Source organism: Martelella sp., assembly GCF_984369615.1.
Genome location: NZ_CFHTCS010000125.1, coordinates 1 through 11395, shown reverse-complemented (window position 1 = coordinate 11395; position 11395 = coordinate 1). Strand labels below are relative to the sequence as shown.

General features: G+C 63.2%; 12 protein-coding genes. 5 read left to right on the top strand and 7 right to left on the bottom strand.

Annotated features, from left to right (window positions below; genetic code table 11):
* Positions 1–380: 380 nt before the first annotated feature.
* Complete coding sequence (locus AC5DC2_RS11770; protein WP_491698609.1) at positions 381–1622, top strand: aq_1923 C-terminal domain; 1242 nt, start codon at positions 381–383, stop codon at positions 1620–1622.
* A gap of 47 nt (positions 1623–1669) precedes the next feature.
* Here AC5DC2_RS11770 and AC5DC2_RS11765 read toward each other — a convergent pair whose 3' ends face one another.
* Positions 1670–2449, bottom strand: a complete 780-nt coding sequence (locus AC5DC2_RS11765; RefSeq protein ID WP_200334461.1) for an SDR family NAD(P)-dependent oxidoreductase — start codon at positions 2447–2449, stop codon at positions 1670–1672.
* A 129-nt stretch (positions 2450–2578) separates the two neighbouring features.
* On the opposite strand from AC5DC2_RS11765, the gene AC5DC2_RS11760 reads away from it, so the two are divergent.
* On the top strand, positions 2579–3205 hold the full coding sequence (locus tag AC5DC2_RS11760) for an AraC family transcriptional regulator (RefSeq protein ID WP_491698608.1): 627 nt from the start codon (positions 2579–2581) through the stop codon (positions 3203–3205).
* Positions 3168–3470, top strand: coding sequence for a helix-turn-helix domain-containing protein (locus AC5DC2_RS11755; RefSeq protein WP_491698607.1), 303 nt, complete (start codon positions 3168–3170; stop codon positions 3468–3470). Before AC5DC2_RS11760 ends, AC5DC2_RS11755 begins: the two co-directional genes overlap by 38 nt.
* Before the next feature lie 45 nt (positions 3471–3515).
* Here the strand turns inward: AC5DC2_RS11755 and aspS are convergent, their stop codons facing one another.
* A complete protein-coding gene (gene aspS / locus AC5DC2_RS11750) occupies positions 3516–5315 on the bottom strand; it encodes an aspartate--tRNA ligase (RefSeq protein WP_491698606.1) in 1800 nt (599 codons plus the stop codon).
* Positions 5316–5589: 274 nt separating this feature from the next.
* Here aspS and rnd point away from each other — a divergent pair, with 274 nt between their 5' ends.
* Positions 5590–6735, top strand: coding sequence for a ribonuclease D (gene rnd / locus AC5DC2_RS11745; protein WP_024708155.1), 1146 nt, complete (start codon positions 5590–5592; stop codon positions 6733–6735).
* A gap of 23 nt (positions 6736–6758) precedes the next feature.
* Here rnd and ruvB read toward each other — a convergent pair whose 3' ends face one another.
* The 5 genes from ruvB to ruvC are packed head-to-tail and all read right to left on the bottom strand — an operon-like array spanning position 6759 to position 9645.
* Positions 6759–7793, bottom strand: coding sequence for a Holliday junction branch migration DNA helicase RuvB (ruvB, locus tag AC5DC2_RS11740; protein WP_024708154.1), 1035 nt, complete (start codon positions 7791–7793; stop codon positions 6759–6761).
* Positions 7790–8188: a type II toxin-antitoxin system VapC family toxin gene (locus AC5DC2_RS11735; protein WP_491698605.1), complete on the bottom strand. Its 399-nt coding sequence runs from the start codon at positions 8186–8188 to the stop codon at positions 7790–7792. Before AC5DC2_RS11735 ends, ruvB begins: the two co-directional genes overlap by 4 nt.
* Entirely contained in the window at positions 8185–8445 is a 261-nt protein-coding gene (locus AC5DC2_RS11730; RefSeq protein ID WP_024708152.1) for an AbrB/MazE/SpoVT family DNA-binding domain-containing protein, read from the bottom strand. The genes AC5DC2_RS11735 and AC5DC2_RS11730 overlap by 4 nt, the downstream gene beginning before the upstream one ends.
* Positions 8446–8499: 54 nt before the next feature.
* Complete coding sequence (gene ruvA, locus AC5DC2_RS11725; RefSeq protein ID WP_491698604.1) at positions 8500–9120, bottom strand: Holliday junction branch migration protein RuvA; 621 nt, start codon at positions 9118–9120, stop codon at positions 8500–8502.
* A gap of 12 nt (positions 9121–9132) precedes the next feature.
* On the bottom strand, positions 9133–9645 hold the full coding sequence (ruvC, locus tag AC5DC2_RS11720) for a crossover junction endodeoxyribonuclease RuvC (RefSeq protein WP_491698603.1): 513 nt from the start codon (positions 9643–9645) through the stop codon (positions 9133–9135).
* A 174-nt stretch (positions 9646–9819) separates the two neighbouring features.
* Between ruvC and AC5DC2_RS11715 the strand changes: the two genes are divergently transcribed.
* The coding region (locus AC5DC2_RS11715) for a potassium/proton antiporter (protein ID WP_491698602.1) at positions 9820–11395 on the top strand (1576 nt) is incomplete at its 3' end.

Sequence of the window (11395 nt, the reverse complement as noted above, 5' to 3'; positions counted from 1 at the left end):
TGCCGTGGATGATGCGGCGGTGCACGGGCTTCAGCCCGTCGCGCACATCCGGCAGGGCGCGGTGCATGATCGTTGACAGCGCATAGGCGAGATAGCGTTCTTCCAGCGCCTTGCGCAGGTCCACGGCATCGATGTGGTTGTCGCCGTCATCCGGCGGAAGAATTTCGTTTCCCATAGGGGTTGTGTTAGAGGATGCAACCGGCTCCCGCAAGGCGGGAAGGCGGCCAATCCCCTGAAAACAAGGGCCTCCGGCCACAAAACCCGCCCTTGCGCCGGGCGAGCCGGCGGCCTGCGGCCACATCTTTTCTGGCACAATTGCATTTCAGTCTTATATGCCGAATAACATCAACGAGAATCAGACCAATCCCGGGAGTGACACCATGCACAAAGCGCCTTTCCGCCACCTTCTTCTCGCCGGCAGCGTCCTCGCAGCGATGTCGGTTCCCGCCTTCGCGCTCGATGGAGAGGACATGCTCGCCAAGCTCAATGCCGCCTCGAAGGCGCAGGGCGGCGTCACTTTCACCTATGACGATGTCGAGGAAGGCCCTGACGGCGGCCTGACGGTCTCCGGCGTGGTCTACAGCGCCGACCCTGAGCGCGCGCAGGAGTTCAGCGAGATGGAGCAGGTCGCGCCGATGACGCTGAATTTCGAAGGCGTGAAGGAAGACGGCAGCGGCGGCTACACGATCGACAAGGTTTCGGCTTTCGACATGGCCTTTGCCGGCGACGACTTCGAGATCGCCATCGGATCGCTGATCCAGGGCGACATCAAGGTCCCGGCAACGCCGGATCTGGAGGCCTTCGCCGGCTGGAGCTATGCGGGCTCCACGCAAGCGTCCGACATCACCTTCACAAGCGAAGGCCATCAGATCGTCACCATCGCAAGCGCCACCGGCAACCAGACTTTCAGCGCGGATGACAGCAAGGCGAGCTTCCTTGCCAATGTGTCCGGCATCGCGATCGATCTTTCCGGGCTGGACGACATGGAAGAGGATGCGCGCGCGACGCTGACCGCGCTCGACCTGATGACGATGAACGCCGACGTCACCATCATCGGCGATTGGGACACGACGTCCGGCGATCTCGATTTTTCAACCTATGAGATCGCGGTCGAGGATGTCGGCGCGCTCAATATCCGATTTGCCATGACCGGGCTGACGCTCGAGACCATCGAGACCCTGCAACGGCTCGCGGCGGAAGCGCCCGCCGACCCGCAGGACATGCAGGCCGCCGAAGACGGCGAGGCCGAAAGCCCCTATCAGCAATACCTCCTCGAGCTCGGCCAGAAGATCGGTGTTTCGGAACTCGCCATCAGCTTCGTCGATGATTCGATCACCACGCGGGCGCTGCAATATGCAGCGGAGAAGGAGGATCTGACGGCCGAGGAAATGGCCGACAAGATCGAGGTCGATCTCGGCAAGAGCCTTGCGGAGATGAATGTTCCGGACCTTGCCGACATGGTGACGACCGCCGTCGGCGCCTATTTCTCCGATCCGCAGAATTTCTCCGTCTCCATCAAGCCGCAGATGCAGATGCCGATCCTCGCCGTCGTCATGGCGGGCGCGGCCGCGCCGCAATCGATCCCGAAGCTCCTGAACCTTCAGGTCACGGCGAACGAATAGGCCCTGTTGCAAGCCCCGGCAGAAGACCTACCGGGGCTTTTTTTCGCTCAAAGCAGCATGCCGCCCGAGACCTCGATGCGCTGGCCGTTGACCCAGCGGTTGGCCGGCTGAAGCAGGGCCGCGATCATCGGACCGATATCCTCCGGTTCGCCGGCCCGACCAAGCGCCGTATTGCCAGAGACCATGGCGTTGACCTCCGGATTGTCGCGAACCATGCCGCCGGAAAAGTCCGTCGCGATCGCGCCGGGGGCGACGGTATTGGCGGCAATGCCGCGTTCGCCGAGTTCGCGCGCCAGATAGCGGGTCAGCACTTCCACCGCACCCTTCATCGCTGCGTAGGCCGCGCTGCCGGCGAAGGAGAAACGGGTCAGGCCCGAAGAGACGTTCACGATCCGCCCGCCATCATTCATTAACGGCAACAGCGCCTGGGTCAGCAGGAAAACGCCCTTGAAGTGGATGTTGTAGACGGCATCGAGCTCGTCTTCCGTTGTGGTCTCGATCGTCTTGTGCAATCCGGTTCCGGCATTGTTGACCAGATAATCAAAGCGGCTGACGCCCAATCCGGCGAGCGCCTCCTGGACCTGGGCCTTGAAGGACACGAAGCCCGCAGGCGCCGAAGTGTCGAGCTGCAACGCGACGGCCTGGCTTCCCGAAGCGTTTGCCAGTGCGACAACCTTTTCCGCTTCCTCCCGGTTCGAGTGATAGGTGAAGATCGTGGAAACACCCTGCTCCGCAAGGCTCAATACAGTGCTGCGACCAAGCCCGCGACTGCCGCCGGTGATAATCGCGACCGGGTGCTGCCCTTCCGCCGTCATCTCAAAAGTCATGATGTGCTCCTTGTTTTCGAAGCCCGGAAAATACGGCCGGAGCGGACAAATTCGAATGTCGGATCGGCAGCGTTTCTTGCCTATTCCTGCACAATCCCTATCTCGAATGAAACCACGGGAGATGCGCCAATGACCGATCGACTGGCAGAGCGAGTCGAGCGTCTGACACGCGAAAACACGCGCGACGGCGTCTACGAAACCGGGATCGATGGGTTCTGCCTGCTCCGGTTCACGGAGGCGAACAAGGCCTCGCACACAATCCATAAACCCGCGCTGTGCTTTGTGCTTCAGGGGGAAAAATGGACGATGTTCGGCAACAGGCGCTATGACTACAGAGCGGGACAGGCGCTGGTTGCCTCTGTAACCATGCCCGGCAGCAGCCGGGTCGTCGCGGCAAGCCTGGACGCACCCTATCTCGCCGCCGTTGTCGAACTTGATCCCGATGCAATGCTTGCCGTTCTGGAGAATATGGACGATCCACCGCTGCCCAGCGGCGGTTCGGCCGTTGCTGCCCATGTGATCGATTGCGCTCCGGCGCTGGTCGCCAGCGTTTCACGCGCGCTCGATCTTGCCGAGGCGCCGGAAGAAGCCGCCATCCTTTATCCCGGCATCATGCGGGAGATCTGCTACCGGCTTCTGCGCGGGCCAAACGGCGGCGACATAGCCCGCATTCTGCTCGGCCCCGGGGCACAAGCGCGGTGTCATCGAGGCCATCCATGTGTTGAGAAAACGGTATGCGGAACCGGTCCGCGTTGAGGAACTGGCCACGATTGCCCGGCTCAGCCCGTCAGCCTTCCATCGTCAGTTCAAGGCGATCACCGGCATGACGCCGCTGCAATACCAGAAGCAGACGCGACTTGTGGAAGCACGCCGCATGATGCTTTCCGAAGGCGAGAATGCCGAGGCGGCCGCCTTTGCTGTCGGCTATGAGAGCGCGTCCCAGTTCAGCCGCGAATATGCACGCGCCTTCGGCGCGCCGCCGCGCCGGGACATCGAGGCACAAAAAAAGACGGCGGCCTGATTTCGCGGGCCGCCGTCGCATAATCTCAGTCGAGATCAGAAGAACTCAGTCCTTCTTCTGCGGCAGGATGCGCAGGCCAAGCTCGCGCAGCTGCGCCGGGCTCGCCTCGGCAGGCGCCGACATCAGAAGATCCTGCGCCTGCTGGTTCATCGGGAACAGCGTGACCTCGCGCAGGTTCTTCGCGCCGACGAGCAGCATCACGATGCGGTCGATGCCGGCCGCCATGCCGCCATGGGGCGGAACGCCGTACTGGAAGGCGCGGTAGAGGCCGCCGAAGCGCTCCTCGACCACATCGGCGCCGAGACCGGCGTGGCCGAAGGCCGCAACCATGGTCTCCGGCGAGTGGTTGCGAATGCCGCCCGAGGCGATCTCGAAACCGTTGCAGACCATGTCGTACTGGAAGGCTTTCAGCGCCAGAAGGCCTTCGTCGCCATCGGCCGCCTTCAGCGCTTCCATGCCGCCCTGGGGCATGGAGAAGGGGTTGTGGGCAAAGTCGATGCGCTTTTCGTCCTCGTTCCATTCGTAGAAGGGGAAGTCGACGATCCAGCACAGCGCGTAGCGGTCCTTGTCGGTCAGGCCCAGTTCGTCGCCGACGCGCGTGCGCGCCTCGCCGGCAAAGCGGACGAACTGGTCCGGACGACCGGCGACGAAGAAGCAGGCGTCACCGTCTTCCAGGCCAAGCTGCGCGCGGATCGCATCGGTGCGTTCGGGACCGATATTCTTGGCGAGCGGACCGGCGCCGGTCACCTCCTCGCCTTCCTTTCGCCAGAAGATGTAACCGAGGCCCGGCTGGCCCTGGCCCTGCGCCCAGGAATTCATCCGGTCGCAGAAGGCGCGGGAGCCGCCGGTCTTGGCCGGAATGGCCCAGACCTCGACCTTCGGATCCTTGGCGATCATCCCGGCGAAGACCTTGAAGCCCGAACCGTCAAAATGCTCGGTCACGGCTTCCATCTCGATCGGGTTTCTCAGGTCCGGCTTGTCGGAGCCGTATTTGCGCATGGCAACGTCATAGGGAATGCGCGGGAACTCTTCGGTCACCGGCTTGCCGTTGGCGAAGGCCTTGAACACATCGCGCAGCACCGGCTCCATCGTTTCCAGAATGTCATTCTGCTCGACAAAGCTCATTTCCAGGTCGAGTTGGTAGAATTCGCCCGGCAGGCGGTCGGCGCGCGGATCCTCGTCGCGGAAGCAGGGCGCGATCTGGAAATAGCGGTCGAAACCGGAGGCCATCAGCAGCTGCTTGTACTGCTGCGGCGCCTGCGGCAGGGCGTAGAACTTGCCCTGATGGATACGGCTCGGCACGAGAAAGTCGCGCGCGCCTTCCGGCGAGGAGGCCGTCAGGATCGGCGTCGAATATTCGGTGAAGCCGGCCTCGCCCATCAGCCTGCGCATTTCGGCGATAATCTTGGTGCGCTTGACGATATTGGCGTGCAGCGTTTCGCGGCGAAGGTCCAGGAAGCGGTATTTCAGACGCAGGTCTTCCGGATATTCCGGCTCGCCGAAAACCGGCAGCGGCAGCTCCTTCGCGGCCGACAAAACCTCGATCTCCTCGGCGTAAAGCTCGATCTCGCCGGTCGCCATGTTCGGGTTCACCGTCTCTTCGGTGCGTGCGCGCACCTTGCCGTCGACGCGAATCACCCACTCGCCGCGCACTTTCTCCGCATTGGAAAAGGCGGGCGAATCCGGATCGGCGACCACCTGGGTCATGCCGTAATGGTCGCGCAGGTCGATGAAGAGCACGCCGCCATGGTCGCGCACGCGGTGCACCCAGCCGGAAAGGCGGGCGGTCTGGCCAACGTCGGACTTCTTGAGGGCGGCACAGGAATGGCTGCGATAGCGGTGCATAGTCTTATCCGTAAAAGGTTCTGGAAGGCAGGCAGGCGGCATTCCGCGCCGGGCTTCGCGGTGAATTCCGGCGGAAAAGCGCATGGCAGGCCCTCTTTGTCAAGGCAAAGCCGTTTGGACGCTGCTAAACCACATCGGGCGCGCAACAGCAAGCTTTACCGCCGGCGCGAGGCCCGCAAGCGCCCTTTTCCCTGCGCCATTTTTCGCCATGCCTTGACATCATCGCCCTAAAGGCCAAGGAAAGATGGCGAAACCCAACGACCGATATGTCCTGATGATCGAAACCACTGCCGCACTTGAAGAGGCCTGCGCCAAGCTCGCCAGATCCGAATTCGTCACCGTCGACACTGAATTCATCCGCGAAAGCACCTTCTGGCCGGAACTCTGCCTGATCCAGATGGCAAGTCCGGACATGGAGGTGCTCGTCGACCCGCTGGCCAGGGGCATCGACCTGAAGCCGTTCTTCGAACTGATGGCCGACCCGTCCGTGGTCAAGGTGTTTCACGCCGCCCGCCAGGATCTCGAGATTGTCTATCATATGGGCGGGTTGCTGCCGGCGCCGCTGTTCGACACGCAGGTGGCGGCCATGGTCTGCGGCTTCGGCGATTCGATCTCCTACGACCAGCTCGTCTCACGGCTGACGGGGGCCCATATCGACAAGTCGTCGCGCTTTACCGACTGGCGCGCCCGTCCGCTCGACGACAAGCAGCTGTCCTATGCGCTGGCCGACGTCACCCATCTGCGCGACGTCTACCTGAAACTGAAGGAAGAACTCTCCCGCGAAGGCCGGACCGACTGGGTGGACGAGGAAATGGCGATCCTGGAATCGCCGGCAACCTACGATCTGCCGCCCGAGCAGGCGTGGACGCGGCTGAAACTCCGGATCAAGAAGCCGATCGATTTCGCGGTGATGCAGGCCGTCGCCGCCTGGCGCGAGCGCGAAGCGCGCGATCGCAACGTGCCCCGCCGCCGGGTGCTGAAGGATGACGCCGTTTACGAGATCGCCCAGCAGCACCCGACCGAGCCGGAAGCGCTCGCCAGGCTGCGCATGATCCCGAAGGGCTGGGAGCGTTCGCAGCCGGCCTCCGCGCTGATGGCGGCGGTCAGATCGGCGCTCGACATCCCCAAGGCGGAACTGCCGCGCATACCGCGCCAGCCGCAACTGCCCGAGGGCGCCGCCGCGGCAGCCGAGCTTCTCAAGGTGCTGCTCAAGATCGTCGCCGAGCAGAACCAGGTCGCCGCCCGCGTCATCGCCTCGTCCGACGATCTCGACAGGATCGCGGCGGAGGGCGAGGAGGCCGATGTCGAAGCGATGAAGGGCTGGCGACGCAAGCTTTTCGGCGAGCCGGCCCTGCAACTTCTCAACGGCGAAGTCGCGCTGCGTTTCGTCGAGAAGAAGGTGGAGATGATCGCGGTCTGAGGCCGGTCTCTCGTCCCCGATCGCTACTCGCCCTCGTCAAACAGCCGGAACTGGTCGACTTCCTTCGGCGGATTGAGGCCGAGATGTTTCCAGGCGGTCGCCGTCATCACCCGGCCGCGCGGGGTGCGCTGGATGAAGCCCTGCTGGATCATATAGGGCTCGATGATATCCTCGATGGCATCGCGCGGCTCCGAAAGCCCGGCCGCGATCGTCTCGATGCCGACCGGACCGCCGCCGAAATGCTGGCAGATCATGTTGAGATAGCGCCGGTCCAGCTGGTCGAGGCCCATATGATCGACCTCGAGCCGCGTCAGCGCCTCGTCGGCAATTATGCGCGAGACTTCGGTGGCGTCGGCCACCTCGGCAAAGTCGCGCACCCTGCGGAGCAGCCGTCCGGCAATGCGCGGCGTCCCCCTCGCCCGACGGGCGATTTCGCGCGCGCCGTCATCGCTCATGCCGAGCCCCATCAGCCGCGCGCCGCGACGGATGATGCTCTCGAGCTCCTCGACCGTGTAGAAATTGAGCCGGACGGGAATGCCGAACCGGTCCCTCAGCGGCGTCGTCAGAAGGCCGAGCCGGGTGGTGGCGGCCACCAGCGTGAATTTCGACAGATCGATCTTGACCGAGCGGGCCGCCGGCCCCTCGCCGATGATCAGGTCGAGCTGAAAATCTTCCATCGCCGGATAGAGAATTTCCTCGACGGCCGGGTTCAGCCGGTGGATTTCGTCGATGAACAGCACGTCCCGTTCTTCTAGATTGGTCAGAAGCGCGGCCAGATCGCCGGCCTTGGCGATCACCGGCCCCGAGGTGGCGCGGAAATTGACGCCGAGTTCCTTGGCCATGATCTGCGCCAGCGTGGTCTTGCCGAGCCCCGGCGGGCCGACGAAGAGAACGTGATCCAGCGCTTCGCCGCGCCTTTTGGCTGCCTCGATGAAGATCTTCAGGTTCGCCCGCGCCTCCGCCTGGCCCGTAAAATCATCCAGCGTCTGCGGCCGCATGGCGGCATCGAGATCTTCGACGCGGGTCTCGGGCGATATCAGGCGTTCGGGTTCGCTCATTTCAAAAGTTCCATTCCCGGAATTGCAGCCGCGGCGGTCTTGTCCAGCGTCATCGTGACGCGACATCCCGCCTGTTCGTTCCTGAGCGCGATCAGGATATCGGCAAATTCGGCACTCGTCTGCCGCATCAGATCAAGGGCGCTCTCGACCAGACGTTCATCTTCCATTTCAATGTCGCTCGCCTCGAGAAGGTCGCCGATCGCCAGCGAGACATCGTCCCGCGAAACGCCAAGGCGCTTGCGCAGAAACCAGGCAAACTCCATCAGCGTGATACAATTGATAAAGCCTGGCCCCTTCTCCGGCAATTGCCGGATCAGGTCGTTCACGGCCTGCGACTGACTTTCGTCATCCTGCAATACCAACCTCAGGAGGACATTCGTATCGAGACCGATCATGAACGCTCGGCCACATGCGTTGCAATTGCCTCTCCGACGATATCCTCCATCTCTTCCGTCGAAATCGTCTCCCTTTCGGGGTCGTGAAACCGACCCTTGAGGTCGATCGCCCGCTTATTCTTGGCCTTCATGACAATCTCGCCGTCGCGCACGACATAGCGTATGCGGTCGCCGGGATGGAGATTGAGGATCGCCCGGATCTCGGCGGGAACAGTCGTCTGCCCCTTCGATGTCATGGTGCCGTAGTAGACGCTCATCGCCACGTGTCCTTACATTTAACACCCTGCAAGGACAGCATTAGCATGAAAGGATCAACTCGCCAATTCCTTCAACCCCAGACGAATAAGGACGGCACTGTCGGCGTCCTCGCCTGCCTTTTTCAGCGCGGCGGAAACCGCGCCCGCGGCCTGGTCGCGCGAATAGCCGAGATTGGAGAGCGCGGAAATCGCGTCGGAGACGGCCGCCGGCGCCTTTCCCTCGCCCACATCCTGGCGGAAGGCGACGCCCTCGCTGTCGCCCATGGAAAGGCCGGCGGGCACCTTGTTCTTCAGCTCGTTGACGATGCGCGTCGCAACCTTCGGCCCGACGCCCGGCGCGCGCGAGACCGCTGTCTTGTCGCCAAGCGCGATGGCGTTTGCCACCTCGCCTGCCGAAAGCGTCGACAGGAGGGCGAGCGCCACCCGGGTTCCGACCCCCTGCACGCTCTGCAGCAGGTTGAACCAGCCGCGCTCCTCGGCGCTGATGAAACCATAGAGCTTCAACTGATCCTCGCGCACGAAGGTTTCGATCACCAGCGTCACGGCCTCGCCCGGCGAACCGATGCGCGAGAGCGTGCGCGCCGAACAGAAAGCCACATAACAGACGCCATGGACATCGACGAGCACATGGTCGTCGCCGATCTCGTCAATCACGCCCTTCAACTTGCCGATCATGCTCGCCTGTTCCTATCCGGCCAATGCCGCCTTCATCATCCGGTTCGCGCCGCGGTGATGCGCGTGACAGATGGCGATCGCCAGCGCATCCGCCGCGTCGCTGCCCTTGAACTGAACCTTCGGCATCAGGACCTTCAGCATCATGTGGATCTGCTCCTTGTCGCCGTGGCCGACGCCGATCACCGCCTTCTTCACCGCGTTCGGCGCATATTCGGAAACATGCAGGCCGGCAAGAGAAGGCACCAGAAGCGCGATGCCGCGCGCCTGGCCGAGCTTCAGCGTCGCCACCGCATCCTTGTTGACAAAGGTCTGCTCCACCGCCGCCTCGTCGGGCCGCTGCCCGTGCACGACCTCCGAGAGCCCGTCATGCAACTGCCTGAGACGCGAGGCAAGGTCCATCTGACCATCCGTCGTTACCGTGCCGGAGGCGACGAATTTCAGCGAATTGCCGAGCGTCTCTATCACGCCCCAGCCGGTGCGGCGAAGGCCCGGATCGATGCCGAGAATACGAATCGTCTTTTCCATGCGTCTCACCCTATCGATGTTGCCCCAAGCCTTCCAGAGAAAAGTGAACAAAACAAAAACATCCATGACTGCCGCACGCCGCCCGGACTTTAAAAGCCGGCCCCCGCGCACTATCTGGCCTGTCAAATCAGGGATTTGCAAAGCGTGCCGGCCGCCGGCCGGAAGGGAAGACGATTGACGACATTCTATCTCGCGGTGATGGTCTTTTCCGCGCTCGTCCTCATCGCCGCGCTGTCCAGCGCGCTGGCCTATCGCTTCGGCGCGCCGCTGCTGCTGCTCTTTCTCGGCGTCGGTCTGCTCGGCGGCACCGACGGTTTCGGCATCGAGTTCAACAATGATGCGCTCACCTTCTATGTCGGCTCGCTCGCCCTTGCCGTGATCCTGTTCGATTCGGGCTTCGGCACCTCCTTCAAGACCTTTCGCAGAACGGCCGCGCCGGCGATCCTGCTGGCAACGGTCGGCGTACTTCTGACCGCCGGCCTGGTGGCGCTCGCGGCCAGCTTCATCCTCGGCCTTTCCCTGCTCGAGGGCTTCCTGCTCGGCGCCATCGTCGCCTCGACGGATGCAGCTGCGGTGTTTTTCCTGATGCGCATCGGCGGCATTCACGTGGTCGACAAGGTCAGTTCCACGCTCGAGGTGGAATCCGGCATCAACGACCCGATGGCGATCTTCCTCACCATGACGCTCGTCTCCATGCTTTCGGTGCAGGGTTCCGGCGCGGAGGAAACGCTTGCCGTGGCGCTCCATTTTGTCCGCGAGATCGGCTTCGGCCTCCTCTTCGGGCTTGCCGGCGGCGTGCTGACGATCCTGATCGCCAATTCCTTCGGGCTCAATCGCGGCCTCGCGCCGATCCTGGTGCTCACCGTCGCGCTTCTGGTCTTCTCGGCAACGGGCGCGGCCGGCGGCAGCGGCTTCATGGCGGTCTATATCGCCGGTCTTGTCGCGGGCAACCAGCGGGTGCGCTATTCCGGCTCCATCCGCCGCTTCCAGGAGGGCATGACCTGGCTTGCCCAGATCATCATGTTCCTGCTCTTGGGCCTTCTCGCCACGCCGCGCAATTTCCCGGAAATCCTTGTTCCGGCGCTGGGGCTCGCGCTGTTCCTCGTCTTCATCGCCCGTCCGCTCGCGGTCTGGCTCTGTCTCTCCTTCTTCGACTATCGCCCGCGCGAAACGAATTTCATTGCCTGGATCGGCCTGCGCGGCGCGGCCTCGATCCTGCTCGCCATCCTGCCGGCAATCTACGGGCTGGAAGATGCCGGGCTCTATTTCAACATCGTCTTCATCATGGTGCTGGTCTCGCTCGTCCTGCAGGGCTGGCTGCTCGGCCCCGTCGCCCGTCTGCTGAAACTCGTTCAGCCCAAGGCGAGCGGCGCGCTGGAGACCGTCGAGATCGACCTGCCCGGCAATGCCAAGCACGAGCTGCTCGTCTATCGCCTCGCCGATGGCGCGCCGGTGCTGGAAGGCGCGCTCATTCCGCGCTGGGCGATCCCCTCGCTCGTCGTGCGCGACGGGTTGTCCATGCGCTATTTCTATGCCGGCAACCTCAGGGCCGGGGACTATCTCTACCTGTTCGTCGTGCCCGGCATGTCCTATCTGCTGGACCAGCTTTTCGCCGATCCGAAAAAGATCGGAGAGAAAGGCGAAGAGCCGATGCTCGGCACGGAAGTGCTGATGCCCGACCGCCCGCTCGGCGAACTCGCCGCCATTGATCCCGGGGTCGCCGTTCCGCCGGGCCAGGAGGAAACGCCGA

Bases quoted from the DNA above. Each gene is read 5' to 3' on its own strand.
- ruvB (WP_024708154.1), bottom strand. From the start codon at position 7,793: ATGAGCGAACCCGAACGCCTGATATCGCCCGAGACCCGCGTCGAAGAT.
- AC5DC2_RS11735 (WP_491698605.1), bottom strand. From the start codon at position 8,188: ATGATCGGTCTCGATACGAATGTCCTCCTGAGGTTGGTATTGCAGGAT.
- aspS (WP_491698606.1), bottom strand. From the start codon at position 5,315: ATGCACCGCTATCGCAGCCATTCCTGTGCCGCCCTCAAGAAGTCCGAC.
- ruvA (WP_491698604.1), bottom strand. From the start codon at position 9,120: ATGATCGGCAAGTTGAAGGGCGTGATTGACGAGATCGGCGACGACCAT.
- AC5DC2_RS11730 (WP_024708152.1), bottom strand. From the start codon at position 8,445: ATGAGCGTCTACTACGGCACCATGACATCGAAGGGGCAGACGACTGTT.
- AC5DC2_RS11760 (WP_491698608.1), top strand. From the start codon at position 2,579: ATGACCGATCGACTGGCAGAGCGAGTCGAGCGTCTGACACGCGAAAAC.
- rnd (WP_024708155.1), top strand. From the start codon at position 5,590: ATGATCGAAACCACTGCCGCACTTGAAGAGGCCTGCGCCAAGCTCGCC.
- AC5DC2_RS11770 (WP_491698609.1), top strand. From the start codon at position 381: ATGCACAAAGCGCCTTTCCGCCACCTTCTTCTCGCCGGCAGCGTCCTC.
- AC5DC2_RS11765 (WP_200334461.1), bottom strand. From the start codon at position 2,449: ATGACTTTTGAGATGACGGCGGAAGGGCAGCACCCGGTCGCGATTATC.
- ruvC (WP_491698603.1), bottom strand. From the start codon at position 9,645: ATGGAAAAGACGATTCGTATTCTCGGCATCGATCCGGGCCTTCGCCGC.